Here is a 19,058-nt window from a genome sequence, read left to right as displayed (position 1 = left end):
AGTCTTGGAAGCGTGGGCGCTGCGGCTATTTTTCCCGCATCGCCCGGCGGAAGTTCTGTGTGATCGGCTCGGCGAGGTAAGAAAGCACGGTGCGGGCACCCGTCCGGATCATCGTCTCGCTCGACATGCCGGGCAGCAGCTTGCGGCCCTCCAGCTTGGCAAGCTCGCTCTGGTCGATCACAACGGTCGCGGCGAAATAAGGCGCGCCGCTGCGTTCCTCCACCATCCTGTCGGCCGATACGATCTCCACGACACCGTCGAGCGGCGGCAGGTTGTAGCGGGCAAAGGCAGGGAAACTGACGCGCGCCGGCTGTCCGGGAGCGATCGTCTCGACGTCTTCCGGTCTGACCATCGCCTCGATGACGAGCTGCTGTCCCATCGGGACGATCGTCATCAGCGTCTCGCCGGGTTTCACCACGCCCCCGGTCGTATGGACCTTTAGGTCCATGATGATGCCGTCGACCGGCGCGACGACATTGGTGCGGGCGAGCACGTCTTTGGCGGACCGTTCCTCCTGCCTGAGGTCAAACATTTCCGCTTCGACTTTGCTCAGCTCCTCGACGGCCTGGTTCAGCTGCAAGGTGTTGAGGTTGACGATCTGCATGTCGATCTCGGCCATGGCGCTCCTGGCGCGAGCGATGGCTGCGACATTGGTCGCGCGCTCCCCTTCGACTTCCCGCTGTTGCCGTCTGAGCAGCAGCCAACGCTCGCGGGTGACGAGGCCGCGCTTGACGAGGCTCTCGAGATCCCTGGTTTCGCCTTCGAACACCTCGATCTGCTTGTCCTCGGTGACGATGAGTTCCTGCAGTCCCGTTATCTCTTCCTCGGTCTGGCGGCGGCGCTGGCTGAGGATCTCTCGCTCGTCCTTCAGGTTGTGGTGCTTGGCCGAAAACACGTCACGTTGGGCGGCCACCGCGTCCCTTGCCGATTTGGTGGGGTTTGCAAGCAGCGCCGGATCGAACTCGATCTCGGCTTTGCCGTCGCGCTCGGCTCTCAGGCGAGCGGCCAGCGCCTCGCGTGTCGCGATCCGGTTCTGGACCAGATCTAGCCTTGCCCTCGCCTGCGTATCATCGAGTTGGAGGAGGACCTTGCCGGCCTTGACGATGTCGCCGTTGGCGGCGGTCAATCCTGCAATGATCCCGCCCTCGAGGTGCTGGATGAGCTTGCGGTCACCGGCAACCTTGACAAGGCCGGGCGCCACTGCAGCGCTGTCCAGCGGTGCAAGCGTCGCCCAGCCTCCGGCCATGCCGAAGAACAGGAACATGATTGCGAAGCCAGTAAAAGTGACGCCAGTGAGACGCAACGGGACCGGTGCCGGGGGCGGCGAAACGGGTAACGGAACGACCTTCAGGTCCTTTTTCATGGCGGTTTCGTTCCCTTGCTACTTCGCCACGATCGTCGGCATTTGAGCGACCTTGCGCACGCGCGCAGCGAGTTCATTGAAGACATGGTCGCGTGGGCCGAAGAGATCCTGCTGTCCACGATTGAGGACAAGGATCTTGTCGACCGTCTCCATGATGTTCGGTCGATGGGCGATCAGGATGACGGTCGTGCCCGCCGCCTTGATCGTGCCGAGGGCTGATATCAATGCCTCCTCACCGTCACGGTCCAGGTTGGAGTTGGGTTCGTCCAGGATAACGAGCGCCGGGTCGCCGTAGAGGGCCCGCGCCAAGCCGATGCGCTGGCGCTGTCCGCCGGACAGGACCGCGCCGGATTCGCCGATTTCGGTGAGATAACCTTTCGGCAGTCCTTTGATCAGTTCGTGAACGCCCGCCAGCTGCGCGGCCTTGACGACGTTGTCGAAGATCACCGGGCTGAGTTTGGCGAAGCGGCAGATATTTTCGGAAACCGTCCCCGCGAAGAGTTCGATATCCTGGGGGAGGTAACCGACATAATGGCCACGGTCCTCCGCCGCCCATTGGGCGACATCCATGCCGTCAAGCAGCGCCCGCCCGCCGGAAGGGCGCCAGGCACCGGCCAATATGCGCGCCAGACTGGTCTTGCCGGCCGCGCTCTGGCCGATCAAAGCCATGGCTTCACCCGGCTCGAGATGGAAGCTGATTCCTTTCAGGATATGTTCGCCGCCCTGCCGGGCAAGCACGATATTGTCGGCCTCGAACCTCCCCGTCGGTCGCGGCAGCGCCAGAACCGGGGTTGCCTCCGGATGCTGGCCTGCGACGGCAGTGAGGCGCCGGTAAGCGGCCCGCGCTCCAACCGTCGCCTTCCACGTGCCGATCGCCTGTTCGACAGGTGACAATGCACGACCCATCAGGATCGAGGCGGCGACCATGATGCCGGGGGAAGCTTCGTTGCGAAGAACAAGATAGGCCCCAAGCCCCAATATGCCCATTTGCAGGGCCAGCCGATGACAACGGGCGATGGCGGAGATGATGCCGCCGCGGTTGGCGGCAACGACTTGGCCTCTATTCGCTTCGTCCTGCTGCAGCTTCCAGCCTTCCAGTAAGGGCTTCAACATGCCCATCGCCTGGACGACCTCGGCGTTGCGGATCGCCGCCTCGGCCTGGACATAGGCCCGCGCCTGCGCGCCTGCGGCCTCGGTCAACGGCTTGCGTGTGAGCCATTCATTGAGCAGGGCCAAAGCGAAAAGCACTCCGCCGCCGCAGAGCGCCAGCCAGCCCAACCAGGGGTGCATGAAAAAGATAGCGGCGAAAAACAAAGGCGCCCAAGGTGCGTCGAGGATCGGAAAGATGCTTGGGCTGGTGAAGAAGTTGCGCACCTGATCGAGGTCACGCAGCGGTCGGGCGTTGACCTGGCCGGGCGCGGAAGCGGCGTATTCCACCGATGCGGTGAGCAGCACCGGCGCCAGGCGTGCGTTCATCCAGGATCCGACGGTTGCCAGGAGACGGCCGCGCACCACCTCCAGCCCCGCCATCGACACAAGCGCGCCGGCCGCCATCAGCGAGAGCATCGCTAATGTCTCAAGGCTGTGGCTCGACAGCACGCGGTGGTAGACCTGGAGCATGTAAAGCGCTCCGCTCAGCATGAGCACGTTGATGCTCCCGCTGAACCAGAGAAGCGGCCGAATGGCGCGTCTGGCCTCTTTCATCACCACCTGCAGGGCAGGAGGCTGCTGATTTGTTTTCATCATAATGTCTCTGGCCTACGAGATTCCATGAGCATGCAAAGACAGCAGGGGGCAGCCATGGCTGCCCCCGTCTCGTCAGTTATCAGGCGACGTCGACAAGGATGTGCTGCATCGCTGTCTGGTCACCATCGGCGTCCACCACCTTGAAGGCGAAGTCGAGATTGGCATCCGGCGTCTGCGTCACGGTCGAGGTGAAGCCGATATCGGTGATCTTCAGAACGTCGTTATCGGTGGGGTCGAAATCGACCAGACTTGACGTCGCGTTGCTGCCGCCATTGGCGCCAGTCACCCTGTTCAGGTCGATCGCCGCAGCGGTGCCGGTGATCCCATTGCCCGACTGCATGATTTGCGCACCCTGCAACACGTAGTCTTCGCCGGCAGCGTTGTAGTCGTTCTGCTCGACGATCACGAGGCCGTCATTATTGTCGAGCGTGAACTCGCTGCTGTAAGGCGCCGGGACCTGGCCGGTCTTGTAGATGTCGCCGTTCGATACATACATGGCCCGGGTAATCGTCGCGTTGTCGTCCCCGTTACCCGCGATATTGTCGGCGCCGTTCGTGTCGATCAGGTTGAGGATCAGCATCAGGTCTTCGCTGTTGCCGATGCCGTCGAACTTGATGGCCATCGCGCCGGCAGTCGCCGTCGGCGTGAGGGCCTCGTTGGCGATGCCGACATTGCTGTTGAAGAACCGCAAGGTGAGCAGTTCGTCTTTCTGGATCGTGTCGCCGGCAACACCATTGGTGCTCTGCGTCGCCGACACCCAGGTTTCATTGGTGTTGCTGACCATCTCGTGAGCGCCGGGGCTGAAGACGGCGTCATTGGATGACCCCTCACCATTGCTCGTGAGGCTGAACGGGTGGGATTTGTCAATCAGGTTGCCGGTGAACTGGACGTAGAAGTCTTCGTCAACCCCCGTAGTAGCCGGATCATCCGCCTGTAGCCGCTCCACCACGATCTCCGGGTGGCCGGTATTGCCTGTCGGCTCTTTGGACAGGAGCTCGCTGGTGTGGAGCACGTCGAAGCTGAAGCCTTCGAGCGGATCCGTCAGCTGGATCGTGTAGGTGTCGGCTACCTTGTCGAAAACGAGAGTGCCGCCCGCCGTGCCAACCTGGTTGCCGGCCGCCGGATCCTTGTCATAGGTGAAGGTGAAGTTGAACGTCGCGGAGGTCAGGCTCTCCGAGGCGAGCGTCACATTCGAGCTGAGGAGGCTGCCGCCGCCGCCGCCGGTGATCGTGCCTGTCAGTCCGATCTGGACGCCGGCTGTCCCGCCGTCCTGGTCGACGAAGTCGGAGCCGCTGGCATAGAACGCGGCCGGATGAACATCGGCGCCGATGTTGTAGCCGAAGTCGCCGCTCGCCGATGCGTTGAGCGTGTCGGCTAAGGTTTCATGCTGAATGCCCGCCAAAGCCGGGTTGCCGTCGAACGGCTTGGTGATTGTCGGCCCGTCATCCTTGAAGAAGAGGTCCTGGCCGATATTGCGGGTGGAGGTTGCCTGATCTCCGTCACCATCGGTGATTGTTGCGGTCAGGGTGACGAGGTCGGCGGCCGCCAGGGTCCGACTGTCATCAGGGTTGCTGGCATCGGCGTGGATGATTGCCCGTTGCTGATCGAGGGTGAGAAGGTTGGCGGCGCTGACGCTGACGGTGAAGACGACCGGACCGCCAGCTCCGGCGCGGCCGACCACGCTGCCGTTTTCGAGGAAGAGCAGGACGGACTGGCCGGTTACGGTATCGGTAAGACCGCTGACATTGTTGTTCGGATTGATGCCGAGCGCATAGGTGATTCCGTTGCCAACGCCATCGGCCCCGGGGAAGGCGACGAAGGCGGGCCCGAAAGCGCTGACATCGGTCGTCAGGTCGGTCTCGTCGACCGTCAGTGGAGATCCCCCGCCTTTTACCCCGATTATCGGTCCGTCATCCTCGAAGTTGAGGTTCTGGCCGATATTGTGGGTGGCTGCGGCGTGATCGCCGTCACCGTCGGTAATGGTGGCGGTCAGGGTGACGAGGTTGGCGGCCGCCAGGGTTCGGCTGTCGTCCGGGTCGCTGGCATTGGCATGGACGATTGCCCTCTGCTGGTCGAGGGTGACGACGCCGGCAGCGCTGACGCTGACGGTGAAGACGATTGCGCCGGCGGCGGATCCGGCGCGTCCGACGACATTGCCGCCTTCGACGTAGAGCAGCACGGACTGGCCGGTTGCGGTGTCGGTGAGGCCGCTGGCACTGCCGGCCTGGCTGATGCCCAGCGCATAAGTGATAGCGGTGGCGGCGCCGCCATCGGCCCCGGCATTCGAGGTGAAGAAGGTCGAGAAGTCGGCGCTGGCATTATCCGCCAGCACGGTCTCGTCCACTGTCAGTTGCGGCGGGGTGCCGGTTGCCGTGATGCTAGGCCCGTCATCGTCGAAGTTGATGAAGGAGCCAACTTCTTCGTTATAGGCGTTACTGACGTCACCGCTGAAATGCACTTCCTTGACATCGAAATAGTCATGCCCGGCGTCGATATTCTTGATGGTGAAACGGTCGAAAGTTCCGCCAGCCCCGCCGGCGGTGGCGAAGTCGACCGTCACGCCCTCGCCGACATTGCGAAGGATCAGCCCGGTTCCTGAGAGATCGACCGTAATGCCCAGTGCTGCTGCTGTCGTTGCCACACCGTTCAACTTGAAAGTTACGCCGGTGATATTGATCTCGGTATCGTTGTCGTCAGTGGGGAACGAAGCGCCCTCCACATTGTCGTTATTGTTATAGGCATGGATCTCCATGTCGGCGACGCTGCTGGTCGGCGTCGACTGCGAGACCGAAAAACCGGCACTGGAGACGTTCTCGATGTGCGAGCCATAGTCGGGCGCAGTCGGCGTGTCGGTAAAGCTTTTCCCCGCACTCTGGATGCCGCCGGTGATCAGGTCGATCTGAAGTTCACGGCCCTCGCGCACGTCTTGAGAGGCGACGCCAAGGCCTTGGGTGCTGACATTGACTTCCGCCTGCACGCCATTGTCGTGTGCCGTCACCAGGATCTTTTGCGGGCTGGCGGCGTCGGCGTCGAGAATATACCAGTTGTTATGTCCTGAAGGGGCATCGCCAAGCTGGCTGAAATTCACCACCGTGGTTCCGGCGACCGAGGCGAACACCTTGTTGGTCAGATCAATGCGGTCGTCGGCGTTGTTCACATTGGGATGGAGCAACGGCACGTATTGGACGGTATAGAGGTCGGCATTGGTGGCGCTGGTGCTGAGGAGCGCCAGCGAAAAGGCGAGCGGCCCCCCGGCGGCCGGCGCGGTGAGCGCGTCGGACGTGCCGATCACCCCGATCACGACGTTTGCATGCGTTGCATCTTGGAAAAGCCAAACGTATTTGCCGTCGACGGTGCGAATGCCGCTGTTGACGCCGACCGTGGTGGAGTATGGGGTCCCGGAAGAGTTCTGGGTGAGAACCACCGAGGTGATGGTTTCCCCGGCGCTGGCCGAGGCCACGACGAAATTGCTCTGATAGGCGACTTCCGGCGCGGTCAGCCCGCCGGTAGCGTCGCGGCTCAACAGATATTGCACCGTCGCGTTGTTATGCGGCGCAATCGCCGGGTTGACGTCGTCGTCCTGCAAATTGGCAGTTTCGTCGATGATGAGATCTTGAGTTGTGATATCGAGTGCCATGGAGCTTCTCCCTCGGCTAGCTCGCAGAGGGTCACAGAGTCCGGATGCCGAACTGCATCTCCGAGCCCACCCTCTTGCGTATTGAAGCTAGAGCTCTCGATTGACTGCGATTGCCGTCGATCGAGAGGACCAACTCACTCACAGTTGGAGGGTATTAAGACTAAAGTCCCTATACGCGTTACGACTAAAGCCCGCATCTAAGGCTGCTATGATAGCTTCTCTGAAGCCTACGTCCAAAAAAATGCAATACAAGGATGTAAAATTCAGAAGAAATCCACTGAGTACTGAGACAACCTTCCGCGCCGTATGCGCGATTATCCCCTCATCTTCCATATACTATAAATTGATCTTCGATGCACTTAGCCAGTTCGAGCTAAGATCAGAGCAATAATAACGGGTTCTCGCTTTGGCTGTTCGCGCAACACTGGAAATGACTCCGCCCAGTTCTGGGATGCCAGTGGAAGTCATTGCCGGCGCTCTAAGGGAGTGGTCTTTGGCTTGCGCTGTCGCCACAGGCGGCCCATCACCGTGGCGGTCCGGCAACTCAACGCGCTGACAAAGTGGCTGATGACCGAATGCGGCCTAACCCCTCCTTTAGTCAGGTCCTAAGGATCTTGGCTCCGTTAGCCTCGCCATCGAACCGCGGCAGCGGCTCGATATTCTCCACCCACGGCAGAGCCGACCGGCACCATATCTGTTTCTTTGGCGTCAGGTCCCGCCGCTGGTCGATGCTGCCGACTCGGATGCCGATCGCGCGGCCTTCGCCATCCGTGCGGTAGAGTGGCGATCCGCAATTCGGACAGAAGAATTGCCGGCTGAGGGCGCCGCTGTCGCCATGTTTCGTATACATGTGCGGCTCGCCGGAAATGAGCGTGAAGCTTTCGGGTTGCACCGGCGCGGTGACGCGATAGGCCGAGCCCGTCAATCGCTGGCAATCGGTGCAGTGGCAGATCGAGATGCGGTCCGGATCGATTTCCGCCTGGTAGCGGATCGCCCCGCAATGACATCCTCCCGTTATATGCATCGGCAACTCCTCAATCCGCCGGCTGTGCGGCCGGGCGTGCGGGATAGAAGGCCTTGGCATCGGCCGTGAAGGCGGCCCGTTGATCGGCTTGCGTGTAGAACATATGGCCGCCATGATAGAGCTTCAGCCCGACGCGGCCATCGGCGAGCGACGGCGGCAGGTGGTCAACCACATAGCGGCTGACGCTGTACGGTGTCACCAGATCGCTGTAGCCATGCGCGATCAGCAGATGGAAGGCCGCGTTCGAGGCGAGCAGTTGCCTGATGTCGTCGGTGGCGCTTGCCTGGAAGCGTGATCCGCCGCGGCCGCCGCCCCATTCCCAGCGCCGGCTGATGTCGCTGTCGAGCAGCGAATAGGTCATTTCGGTTTTGAAGCCGAGCTCGTTGCGGGCATAATCGGCGAAGGCGCCGCCATAGGCGCGGGTGAAGCCGTCGAGGATGGCGTCGTCGCCGCGGTCGTAATCGGATTCCGGATAGGGATCGGGCGCCGCGAAGGACGCATCGTAGGGGCTTGTCACCTGACCGCCGCCGTCCGAATGCTTGACGAAGGAATTGCCTGGGAAGCCGCGGTTGCGGGCGACGATATCCTGCGGAATGCCGGTTAGCCCAGCGATCCTGCCATAGAAGGCTGCAGCATCGGCGCCCGTCGGCGGCGGGCCGGCGAGCGTCGTCAAATAGTCGCCCAGCGCGAAACGCTCCGCTTGCCTCTGCTTCTCCTCGGTAAAGCCATTTTGCCGGTCGAGTTCGGCTGCAGCCAACGAAGGCAGCTCGAGTGCCGCGCCGAGCGCGAACTGGTCGGCATCGAACATCAGCTGCCCTTCCAGCAGGGGCGAGAGCATCACGGCGCCGGCAACGAGAATGCCCTGGCTTTCCTGCAGGGTGGAGGCAACCTTGGCGGCACGGAAACCGCCGTAGCTTTCGCCGAGCAGGTATTTCGGCGAGTTGGAACGGTTGTTATGGGCGACATAGAGCGCGATCGCCTTGGCGATGCTCTGGGCATCCGAGTTAACGTTGTAATAGTTGGAGGCGTCGTCCGCCTTCGCCGTCCGGCTCCAGCCGGTGCCGATCGGGTCGATCAGCACGAGATCGGTAAAGTCGAGCCAGCTATGCTCGTTGTCGACGAGTTTCGCATGGGCGCCGTCGCGTGCCTGAGGCCCGAAATCGAGCACTTTGGGCCCGACCAGCCCGAGATGCAGAAAGGCGGAGGCCGCGCCCGGCCCGCCGTTGAAGACAAAAGTCAGCGGCCGATCCGGCCCGCCACCCTTGGCGACATAGGCGGTGTAGAAGATCGCGCCGGTCTGTGCTCCGTCCTGACCGAACAGATCGAGCGTGCCGGCGGTCGCCGTATAGGCGATCTTCCGGCCGTTGACCGTCAGCTCGTGCTCGGTGACGGAGTCGGCCGGCAGCAGTTTCAGCACGCCGTCGCGCGCGCTCCGCTCGACATTGGCCTGGCGCCCGCCGCTTTCCTGCGCCGGGGAAAGGGCAGGCCCTAGCGATGCCATTAACGCGGTGAGCAGAAACAGGGTTCGTATGCGCACGATTTGTCCTCCGGCGAATGCAGGCTGACATAGCGTAGCATCCGCGTCTGACGACCGGCATCAAGAGATGGTGATGGGCCGGTGAGGTGCAGGGCCGCTCAGAGTTTCTCGACGGCGTGCACATTCACTTCCAGCGCCCGGCCGGCCTTCCAGCCGTTGATCGCGGCCCCGAGCCCGAGCGCGATGAAAAGAGCCGCACACCAGGAAAAGCTGCCGGTCCAGCTGCGGATCAGGCCGACGATCAGCGGCCCGATTGCGGCGAGCAGATAGCCGACGCATTGCGCCATACCGGAGAGATGGGCGGCAACATCGGGATCGCGCGAGCGCAACACGATCGTCGTCATCGCGGCCGCGATCAGCCCGCCCTGGCCGATGCCTTGCAGCACCGCCCACAGCCAGACGCTCGAAAGCGGCGCAAAGAGCAGCCCGAGCAGAGCGGTGACGGCGACGCCGCAGAGGGCGGCATTGATCCATCGCTGATCCCGGCCGCGCACGGCGATATGCGGCACGACAAGGCAGGACGCCGCTTGCACCATCACCGAGAGCGAAACGACCGCCCCGGCCGTGACGCCGTCGAGGCCGCGTTCGCGCAAGATCGGAACCAGCCAGCCAAAAACGCAATAGGCCAGAGCCGATTGCAGCCCCATGAACAGCGTGACCTGCCAGGCGAGCCGGTCCCGCCAGAGGCCTTTGACGCGAAAGCCGTTTCGCCTTGCTCCGGCGCCGCCGCGAAGGACCTGCGGCAGCCAGATGAGACCGACGGCGAGCGCCGGCAGCGCCCAGGCAGCGAGCGCGCCGTTCAGAGAGCCGCCGAGCGCATGCTCGATCGGTAGCGTCAGCCCGGCCGCGCTGGCAGCACCCGCACAGAGCGCCATCGTATAAAAGCCGGTCATCAGCGCGGCGCGCATGGGGAAGTCCCGCTTCACCATTCCCGGCAGCAGTACATTGCCGACGGCGATGCAGGCACCGGCAAGGGCCGTGCCGATGAAGAGCAGCGGCACGGAGGAAAGCCCACGCAAGGCGGTGCCGAGGGCGAGCAATAGCAGAACGCCGAGCAGTGTGCGCTCCGAACCGATGCGCTGGGCAAGACGCGGCGCAAGCGGCGAGAAGACGCCGAGGCAGACGACCGGCAGCGTCGTCAGCAGGCTGGCGCCGAGCGCGCTCAAGCCGAGCTCGCTACGGATCTCAGGCAGGAGTGCCGAGGCGCTCGAAAAGACCGGGCGCAGGTTGAAAGCGATGAGCACGAGGCTCGCGCCGAGCAGCAAACTGGCTGCCCGCACCGGCGTCGCCTCTAGGGCGGGAAGGCTGGCAGCCTCGGCATCGATCAGCAATTCGTCGGCCAGATCAAGCGTGACGGCGGCATTGTTAGAAGACGTGTTCATGACAGGATCATTCGATCGAGTGCGGCAAGAACGGGGGCCATGAAGCGGCGCACCGCCGCATCCGCCTGATCGGGATCGCCGGTTTCGATCGCATCGACAATATCGACATGCGCCTGCATGTCGGGTTCGGGAATATCCTTGCCGAGCGTCGCCGCAATGGTGTCGGCGATCGAGGCCGAGAAGAAATCGTAGATTTCGATCATCGCCCGATTGCCGGAAGCAGCGATGACCGCCTTGTGAAAGGCGAGGTCCCGTTCGATGAAGGCGGTTTCATCGCCGCCTGCGTAACTGCCGCGTTCGTTCAGCAGCCGGCGCAGCTCGGCTATCACCTCCGGCGTCTTGCGCATCGCCGTCAGTCGTGCCGCCTCGACATCGAGGGCGCAGCGCGCTTCGAACTGATCGCGCAGGCTGGCGCGCCGCGCCATGGTCAGCGGCCGGCCGGCGTCGCTGGTCGAGCGCACATAGGTGCCTGATCCCTGCCGCGTTTCGAGATAACCTTGGGAGACAAGCACCCGCACCGCCTCGCGCACCGTTCCGCGGCTGACGGAGAGCGTGGCCGACAGCGAAGCCTCGTTCGGCAGCTTGTCGCCGACCGCCCAGCGCTTGCCGAGAATGTCGTTGCGAATTGCCTCTATCGCTCCATCGGCGAGATTGGTCTTGCTGAGCGCCTGCATCTTCTACTCATAAAGTCATCAGATGACTTTATGAGTAGAAGAATTTCCGTCTTCTGTCAATGTTGGGAGGCGGGCAATAAAAAAGGGCCGCCTCGGCGACCCTTTCCATGAGCTTGGCCTCGAACTGGCCTGGACTGTCAAAGCAGCCCCAGGAAGGCGGGTCTTAGAGCGAGGGCTGCCTCGCTTTCATCACCTCTTCCATGCCCGATACGAGGTCCGAAATCTCATTAGACATTGGATCACCTTCCTTTCTTTCTGTTGCTGATAGGGAAAAGGTAGGACGATTCGCGCCAGATGCAAGAAGAAATTGCACTCGAAGCATCCACTTGGGGCGGGCCCGCGTTCACAAAAGAACACAGGTTTTCGCCGAACTTGAAGTTCCACTCGGTCACCAAACCGTCATGATCGGCCTGCAAATCAGTCGCGCGTTAAGCTGTTATTAGCCGTGGCGTTCGACAATTTAGAGCATGCCCGCCTATGCCGCGGGTTCCGGAGCAAAAGAGCCATGTGTCGCTGGGCAGCCTATCGCGGAGACCCTCTCTACCTCGAGGAGCTGGTATCCTCGCCGGCCCATTCGCTGATCGAGCAGTCCCATTGCGCCACCCGTGCCAAGACCGCGACCAATGGCGACGGCTTTGGCATCGCCTGGTATGGCGACAGGCCGGAGCCCGGGCGCTACCGCGACATCCTGCCGGCTTGGTCGGATTGCAATCTGAAGAGCCTGGCGCGGCAGATCCGCTCGCCGCTCTTCCTCGCCCATGTCCGTGCCGCCACCGGCGGCGGCACCCGCCGCGACAATTGCCATCCCTTCACGCATGAGACCTGGTCATTCATGCACAACGGCCAGATATCGGGCTTCGAGCGTCTGCGTCGGCCGATGGAGGCGATGCTTGACGACGAGCTGTTCAATGCCCGCAGCGGCACGACCGATTCCGAGCTGATGTTCCTGCTGGCGCTGCAGTTCGGCCTGCGCGAGGCGCCGGTCGCCGCGATGGCTGATATGATCGGCTTCGTCGAAGATCTGGCCGAAAGCATCATCGGCTCGATCCTGCTGCGCTTTACCGCCGCCTTCTCCGACGGCAAGTCGCTCTATGCGATCCGCTATGCCACGGATCGCAAGGCGCCGACGCTCTACGCCTCGCCCGTCGGTGCCGGCTACTGCCTCGTCTCGGAACCCTTGAACGACGACGTCGACGCCTGGGCGGAGATTCCTGACGGCAGCGCCGTCATCGTCGGCAGAGACGGCATTGATGTCGCGGAATTTCGGGCGGAAAAGCCGAGCAAAACCAAATCGCAACGCATGGCTATCTCGGCATAATCCCTTCCGAAAAACGGGATCGATTTTCGAGGGGACTATGCGTGGAAGCGTTGGGCGATCAGCGCCGCCAGCCTTTCGGCGACCTCTTCCTTCGTCAGGTCTGGCCATTGCTCGACGCCGTCGTGGCGAATGAGTTTGACCCTGTTGCGGCTGCCGCCCATGATGCCGGTCGCAGGAGAAACGTCATTGGCGACGATCAGGTCCGCGCCCTTTCGCTCGAGCTTCGCCTTGGCATTGCTTTCCACGTCCTGGGTCTCGGCGGCAAAGCCGATCACCAGCCTCGGCCGCATCGTGTGATGTCCCAGCGTTTTCAATATGTCGGGGTTCTCGGTCAGCGCCAGCGTCGGAATGGATTCGCCCGGATGTTTCTTCAGTTTCTGGTCGGCGGCGGACGCCACGCGCCAGTCCGCCACCGCCGCCACCATCACGGCGATATCGGCCGGCAGCGCCGCCAGCACGGCATCGCGCATCTCCTCGGCCCGCTCGACATGCGTGACGTGGACGCCGACCGGATCGGCGATGGTCACCGGCCCGGAGACGAGCGTCACGTCGGCCCCGAGCTTCGCCAGCGCCGCGGCGATCGCGTGGCCCTGCCGGCCGGAGGAGCGGTTGGCGATGTAGCGCACCGGATCGATCGGCTCATGGGTCGGTCCTGACGTGACGATCGCCTTGCGGCCCTTCAGCGGCTTTTCCCCGTCGTCAAGCAGGGTTTCGGCGGCTGCGACGATCTCAAGCGGCTCCGCCATCCGGCCGAGCCCGGCCTCGCGGCTCTCGGCCATCTCGCCAGCCGTCGGCCCGACGAAACGCACGCCGTCTTCCCGGAGTCTCGCCGCATTGCGCCGTGTCGCTGGATGCGCCCACATTCTGTGGTTCATCGCCGGTGCGGCCAGCACGGGCCTGTCCGTCGCCAGAAGCACGGTCGAGGCGAGGTCATCGGCAAGACCGTTCGCCATTTTCGCCATCAGATCGGCGCTGGCAGGCGCGATCAGCACGAGATCGCAGTCGCGCGCCAGCCTGATATGGCCGACATCCTGTTCGTCCTGGCGCGAAAACAGATCGACAAAGACATGGTCGGCCGCAAGCGCGCCGACGGCCAGCGGTGTGACGAATTCCTGCGCGCCCTTGGTCATGACCGGACGCACGCTTGCGCCGCGCTCCCGCAGCCGGCGAATCAGATCCAGGCTCTTATAGGCGGCGATGCCGCCCGAGATGATGAGGAGGATGCGTTTGCCGCTGAGAGCCATGGCTTTCTACCCGTCGCCTTTTCTGACTGGCCCGACCCTAAGCCTTTGGCGGAGAACATGCAATCGCGCGGACGCCAGGTATTGGATCTGCTCGCCAGCGCCGACCGGTTGCGCAGGACGACCCCTCGCCAACTCCTTCCCATAAGGGGGAGGGGCTTAGATGCCGCGCCGCCCATATGCCTTTCATCGTCTCATCCGCAGAAAGGCCAATGTCTGTCTAGTTGATGCAACGTTTTAACCCCGCCCCCTTGTGGGGAGGGGTTGGGGAGTGTCTTTTCCGGGTCGATGGAGGCAGTCCTCGCCGCCTCAGCTGCGAGTGATCGAAATGCCGCCGTCGACCAGCGAGGCCGTGCCGGTGACGAAGCTCGCATCATCGGAGGCGAGGTAGAGAACCGAGCGTGCGACTTCATCAGGTGTCGCGACGCGCTTCAGCGCATGCATAGCGGTGATGGCAGCCTGCTTGTCTGCTGTATCGTTCACATCGCGGTACATGTCGGTATCGACGGCGCCCGGCAGAATGGCGTTGACGCGCACGCCCTGCGGTCCGAACTCGGCGGCGAGAGCCTGCGTCAGCCCGATCAGGCCGGATTTGCTGGCGGCATAGGCGGCAACGCCGGGAAAGGCGAAGCTGTAGCCGACGAAGGTCGAGGTGAAGATCACCGAGCCGCCGCCATTTTCTGCCATCGCGCCGATCTGATGTTTGGCAGCGAGAAAGGATGCTGTGAGATTGACGGCCAGCGCCTCGCTGAAGCCTGCTTCCGAGACACCGGTGCTCGGACCGGCTTCGCCGATGATGCCCGCGTTGTTGAAGGCGATGTCGAGCTTGCCGTAATTCGTCATCGCGGCGGCCACCAGCGCTTTATGATAATCTTCCGAGCGGACGTCGCCGGCAACGGCAATAGCCTTGCCGCCCTCGGCCTCGATCTCTGCGACGAGGCTGTCGAGTTCGCGCTCGCGGCGCGCGCCGACGACGACCTTGGCACCTTCGGCGGCAAAGAGCTTTGCCGTGACGCGGCCGATGCCGGAGCTTGCGCCGGTAACGATTGCGACCTTGTTATTCAAGCGGTTCATGGTTGCATCTCCTGTGGTTGATCCGAGGCGGCCCTTGCCGTCCGTTTCGTTGATCAGAAGATGGCATTTTCTTTTCGTTCGGATTAGTCTCCAGATTGAGGAACTGGAATTCGGAAATACCGAACGATGATCAGGATAGAAGGCATCGCGGCTTTCGTCGCCGTGACGGAGGCAGGCTCGGTCAGCGAGGCGGCCAGGCGGCTGCGGCTCTCCAAATCCGTCGTCAGCGAAAGATTGGCGGAATTGGAGAAGTCCTTGGGCGGCGTCCTGCTGCACCGAACGACACGCAAGCTCACCTTGACGGAGGACGGAGCTGCATTTCTGCGGCGCGCCGCGCGCATCGTGCGTGAAATTGACGAGGCCGCCGCCGATATGGCCGAGCGGCGCGGCACGCTGTCCGGCCCGATCCGCATCGCCGCCCCGGTCACGTTCGGCCGCATGCATCTCGGCCCGGCGCTCTACCCCTTTCTTGCCGATCATCCCGATATCGAGTTGACGCTCGACATCGATGACCGCCGCGTCGATGCGGCCTCGGACGGCTACGACGCCATCATCCGCAATGGCCCGATCGCCGATAGCAGGCTGATCGCCTGGAAGCTCACCCGCAGCCGGCGTCTTCTCTGCGCTTCGCCGAATTATCTCGCCCGCGAGGGAACGCCATCGTCGCTCGCCGACCTGAACCGCCATCGCGGCGTCTTCTACACCAACCGCGGCGTCGCCGATTGGCGCTTCCAGACGCCGGAGGGGGCGGTCGCCGTCCGCGCCAAACTGGCGCTCGGCATCAACAATGGCGACATGATGCGCGATGCCGCGATTGCCGGTCTCGGCATCGCGCTGCTGCCGGCCTTCATCGCCGGCCCGGCCATCCGCGAGGGCCGGCTTGCCGAAATCGATGTCGGTCACAGGCCGGAGGCCGAATTCATCTTTATGGCCCATCCGGAAGGTCGAAATCCATCCGCCAAGCTTCGCGCCATCGCCGATCACTTGAGGAAGAGCTTCGGCGATCCGCCCTATTGGGATCCGGCGGTTTAACACGTGAGTTCGAAGACCCGCCAGGATGAAGATATGCCGCCGGCAGCGGAAAGCGTGAAGACCGTGATCGCACGAGAAAAGCATTACCTGACGCGCGGCACAGGCGCTTATCGCCGCGCCAGCCTGGCGCTCTTTCTCTCCGGTTTTTCCACCTTCTCGCTGCTCTACTGTGTGCAGCCGCTGCTGCCGGTCTTCTCGCAGGAGTTTTCCGTCAGCCCGGCCGAAAGCTCGCTGTCGCTGTCGCTTTCCACCGGCTTTCTCGCGCTTGCCATTGTCTGTGCCGCCGCCGTTGCGGAGGGGCTGGGCCGCCGCAGCCTGATGTCGATATCGCTGGTTGGCGCGGCAGTACTGACAATTGCCACGGCTTTCGCCTCGAATTGGCACCTGCTGCTCGTCATCCGCGCCCTGCAGGGCCTCGTCCTCGGCGGCGTGCCGGCCGTCGCCATGGCCTATCTTGCCGAAGAAATCGATCCGCGCGGCCTTGGCGCCACCATGGGCCTTTATGTCGGCGGTACGGCCTTCGGCGGCATGTCGGGCCGCGTGCTCACCGGCATCTTAGCCGAATATTTTGGCTGGCGCCCGGCGCTCTTCCTCGTCGGCGCCATCGGTCTTGCCGCGGCGATCGGCTTCATGGCCCTTCTGCCGCCCTCAAGGAATTTCGTTCGCCGGCCGGGTTTCGATCCGCGTTTCCACGCGAAAGCCTGGCTTAGCCATCTTAGAAATCCGGCGCTACCCTTCCTCTTCGCCATCGCCTTCCTGGCGATGGGCTCCTTCGTGACAATCTACAATTACGCCGGTTACCGCCTCGTGGCGCCGCCTTATGGGCTCAATCAGACCGAACTCGGCTTGATCTTCACCGTCTATGTCTTCGGCATCGGCGCCGCCTCGATCGGAGGGCTGCTGGGAGACCGGATCGGTCACTTTCCCGTGCTGCTCTTCGGCCTCGCGCTGACGGCTACCGGTAGCGCATTGACGCTCTTAGCCGCGCTGCCGTCGATCATCCTCGGTATCATCGTGCTGACCGCCGGCTTCTTCATGAGCCATTCCATCGCCAGCGGCCTTGTCGGCAAGCTGGCCTTTGGCAACAAGGGGCACGCTTCTTCCATCTACATGCTGGCCTATTACGTCGGGTCCAGCCTGATGGGCTCGGCCGGTGGCTGGTTCTTCGCGGTCGAAGGCTGGGCAGCTGTCGTTGTCTTCACCCTTGCCATGCTGGCCCTGGCCTTTATGTCAGCCTGTGCAGCCCGGCGCCTTGCGAGGAGAAAGGCATGATCCGCATCGACCGTCTCGACCATCTCGTGCTGACCGTCGCCGATATCGCAGCGACCTGCGATTTCTATTCCCTCAGGCAACGCTCCCTTCTTGAATCAATCGAGTCTGAGATAGGGAACGTCCTTCTTCACCACCTCATCAAGCGCCTCGTCATATCCGGCGTCGGCATATCGCATCACGCCGAGCGCCGTGTCGTTGGTCAGCGCATGATCGAGCCGTTCGTCGGCGGCATCGGTGCCGTCGGCGATCACGGTGACGCCGCAGCTTGTCATGTAGCCGGCATAGCCGCCGCCGCCGGAATGGACGACGACGAGATCGGCCATCGAGGAGCAGAGCATCATCGCATCGATCAGCGGCCAGTCGGCGATCGCATCGGAGCCGTCCTTCATCCGCTCGGTCATGATATTCGGATGCGCCATGGCGCCGGCATCGAGATGGTCGCGGGAGAAGGCGACCGGCCCCTTGAGCTCGCCGCTCGCAACCAGCGCATTGACGCGTCGGGCGAGCATCGTGCGTTCGCCGTGGCCGAGCCAGGCGATGCGCGCCGGCAGGCCTTCGAAGGGCACATGGTCGCGCGCCAGCCGGATCCAGTTGGTGATAATCTTGTTGTCGGGAAACATCTCGAGCAGTAGATCGTCAATCCGCGCGATATCGCTCTCCTCGCCTGACAGAGCCATCCAGCGGAACGGGCCTATCGCCCGGGCAAACAGCGGCCTGAGATAGGCTTCGGTGAAGATCGGAATATCGAAGGCATTGGCAAGGCCGCCCTCGCGAGCCTGCGTGCGGATGAGATTGCCGTTGTCGAAGACTTCGGCGCCCTTCTTCTGGAACTCCAGCATCGCCGTCACATGCTCGACGATCGAGGCGCGGCTTGCCGCCATCAATTGCCCCTGGCCATCATCGCGCAGGCCTCTGACCTGATCGAGGCTCATGCCCTTCGGCACGTAGCCATAGACGAGGTCATGCGCCGAGGTCTGATCGGTGACGATATCTGGCACGATGCCGCGCCGGGCAATTTCGGGATAGATCTCCGCCGCATTGCCGACGAGGCCGACGGACAGCGCCCGCTTCTCCTTCACCGCCGCATTGATCATTTCAAGCGCGGTATCGAGATCCGGCGCGATCTCCTGGAGATAGCCGATCTGCTGGCGTTTGCGCGCTCGCTCCGGATCGATGTCGACGCAGAGGATCGCCGCGCCCGCCATACGGCCGGCGAGCGGCTGGGCCCCGCCCATGCCGCCGAGTCCGGCCGTCAGCACGAAACGGCCGTGAAGGTCGCCGCCGAAACGCCGCTCGGCGATGCGCATGAAGATTTCATAGGTGCCCTGGATGACGCCCTGGCTGCCGATATATTGCCAGGCCCCGGCCGTCAGCCCACCCCAGCAGATCAGCCCTTTGCGCTGCAGCTCGTAGAACACTTCGGCCTTTGCCCATTGCCCGACGATGTTGCAGTTCGCCATGATGACGAGGGGTGCCCGGGCATGGGTCTTTACGAGCCCGATCGGCTTTCCGGACTGGATGAGCAGCGTCTGGTCCTCATCCATCTCAGTCAGCGCCTTGACAATGCCCTTGTGCGCCGCCCAGTTGCGCGCGGCCTTGCCGAGCGCAGCATAGACGATCAGATTGTCGGGATCCTCGCCGACGGCCAGCACGTTTTCGAGCAGCCGCAGCAGCGCCTCTTGCCGCCAGCCCTTGGCGCGCAACTCCGGTCCGCCGGGAATGGGAAATTTCGGATGGCGTGGATTGGCCTTCGGCATC

At 63.0% G+C, this 19,058-nt stretch carries 13 protein-coding genes and 1 pseudogene; 4 read left to right on the top strand and 10 right to left on the bottom strand.

Going from position 1 to position 19,058, the window contains the following annotated elements; all coding sequences use genetic code 11:
- Positions 1-25 precede the first annotated feature (25 nt).
- The 7 genes from AC13QO_RS00535 to AC13QO_RS00505 all read right to left on the bottom strand — a co-directional run bounded on the left by AC13QO_RS00535 (position 26) and on the right by AC13QO_RS00505 (position 11,363).
- Positions 26-1,363: an HlyD family type I secretion periplasmic adaptor subunit gene (locus AC13QO_RS00535; RefSeq protein ID WP_488539667.1), complete on the bottom strand. Its 1,338-nt coding sequence runs from the start codon at positions 1,361-1,363 to the stop codon at positions 26-28.
- 18 nt (positions 1,364-1,381) lie between these two features.
- On the bottom strand, positions 1,382-3,106 hold the full coding sequence (locus AC13QO_RS00530; RefSeq protein WP_488539748.1) for a type I secretion system permease/ATPase: 1,725 nt from the start codon (positions 3,104-3,106) through the stop codon (positions 1,382-1,384).
- A gap of 82 nt (positions 3,107-3,188) precedes the next feature.
- Positions 3,189-6,746: a DUF5801 repeats-in-toxin domain-containing protein gene (locus AC13QO_RS00525; RefSeq protein ID WP_488539666.1), complete on the bottom strand. Its 3,558-nt coding sequence runs from the start codon at positions 6,744-6,746 to the stop codon at positions 3,189-3,191.
- Positions 6,747-7,344: 598 nt separating this feature from the next.
- Positions 7,345-7,770, bottom strand: a complete 426-nt coding sequence (locus AC13QO_RS00520) for a GFA family protein (protein ID WP_488539665.1) — start codon at positions 7,768-7,770, stop codon at positions 7,345-7,347.
- Between the two features lie 10 nt (positions 7,771-7,780).
- On the bottom strand, positions 7,781-9,307 hold the full coding sequence (locus AC13QO_RS00515; RefSeq protein WP_488539664.1) for a S10 family peptidase: 1,527 nt from the start codon (positions 9,305-9,307) through the stop codon (positions 7,781-7,783).
- A 98-nt stretch (positions 9,308-9,405) separates the two neighbouring features.
- Positions 9,406-10,689, bottom strand: a complete 1,284-nt coding sequence (locus AC13QO_RS00510; RefSeq protein WP_488539663.1) for a CynX/NimT family MFS transporter — start codon at positions 10,687-10,689, stop codon at positions 9,406-9,408.
- A complete protein-coding gene (locus AC13QO_RS00505; protein ID WP_488539662.1) occupies positions 10,686-11,363 on the bottom strand; it encodes a FadR/GntR family transcriptional regulator in 678 nt (225 codons plus the stop codon). The genes AC13QO_RS00510 and AC13QO_RS00505 overlap by 4 nt, the downstream gene beginning before the upstream one ends.
- A 505-nt stretch (positions 11,364-11,868) precedes the next feature.
- On the opposite strand from AC13QO_RS00505, the gene AC13QO_RS00500 reads away from it, so the two are divergent.
- Positions 11,869-12,681 (top strand): class II glutamine amidotransferase, encoded by an 813-nt coding sequence (locus tag AC13QO_RS00500; RefSeq protein WP_488539661.1) that lies wholly within the window; start codon positions 11,869-11,871, stop codon positions 12,679-12,681.
- A 35-nt stretch (positions 12,682-12,716) separates the two neighbouring features.
- Here the strand turns inward: AC13QO_RS00500 and coaBC are convergent, their stop codons facing one another.
- Together coaBC and AC13QO_RS00490 are read right to left on the bottom strand one after the other, a co-directional pair.
- Positions 12,717-13,925, bottom strand: coding sequence for a bifunctional phosphopantothenoylcysteine decarboxylase/phosphopantothenate--cysteine ligase CoaBC (gene coaBC / locus AC13QO_RS00495; protein ID WP_488539660.1), 1,209 nt, complete (start codon positions 13,923-13,925; stop codon positions 12,717-12,719).
- Between the two features lie 306 nt (positions 13,926-14,231).
- Positions 14,232-14,996 (bottom strand): SDR family oxidoreductase, encoded by a 765-nt coding sequence (locus AC13QO_RS00490; RefSeq protein WP_097599473.1) that lies wholly within the window; start codon positions 14,994-14,996, stop codon positions 14,232-14,234.
- Between the two features lie 126 nt (positions 14,997-15,122).
- Here AC13QO_RS00490 and AC13QO_RS00485 point away from each other — a divergent pair, with 126 nt between their 5' ends.
- The 3 genes and pseudogenes from AC13QO_RS00485 to AC13QO_RS00475 all read left to right on the top strand — a co-directional run.
- The gene (locus AC13QO_RS00485) at positions 15,123-16,028 is read left to right on the top strand and encodes a LysR family transcriptional regulator (protein WP_285191927.1); all 906 of its coding nucleotides are present in this window, start codon (positions 15,123-15,125) and stop codon (positions 16,026-16,028) included.
- A gap of 33 nt (positions 16,029-16,061) precedes the next feature.
- Positions 16,062-17,300: an MFS transporter gene (locus AC13QO_RS00480; RefSeq protein WP_488539747.1), complete on the top strand. Its 1,239-nt coding sequence runs from the start codon at positions 16,062-16,064 to the stop codon at positions 17,298-17,300.
- Positions 17,297-17,407, top strand: a pseudogene (locus AC13QO_RS00475) (VOC family protein); the annotation flags it as partial. The gene AC13QO_RS00480 and the pseudogene AC13QO_RS00475, both read left to right, overlap by 4 nt.
- Here the strand turns inward: AC13QO_RS00475 and ertB are convergent.
- The gene (gene ertB / locus AC13QO_RS00470; protein ID WP_488539659.1) at positions 17,396-19,057 is read right to left on the bottom strand and encodes a thiourocanate hydratase; all 1,662 of its coding nucleotides are present in this window, start codon (positions 19,055-19,057) and stop codon (positions 17,396-17,398) included. The pseudogene AC13QO_RS00475 and the gene ertB sit on opposite strands and share 12 nt — an antisense overlap.
- Position 19,058 lies beyond the last annotated feature (1 nt).

The sequence above is a fragment of the Rhizobium sp. CNPSo 3670 genome, from assembly GCF_057784555.1.
This window is presented reverse-complemented; position numbering and strand designations above follow the sequence as displayed.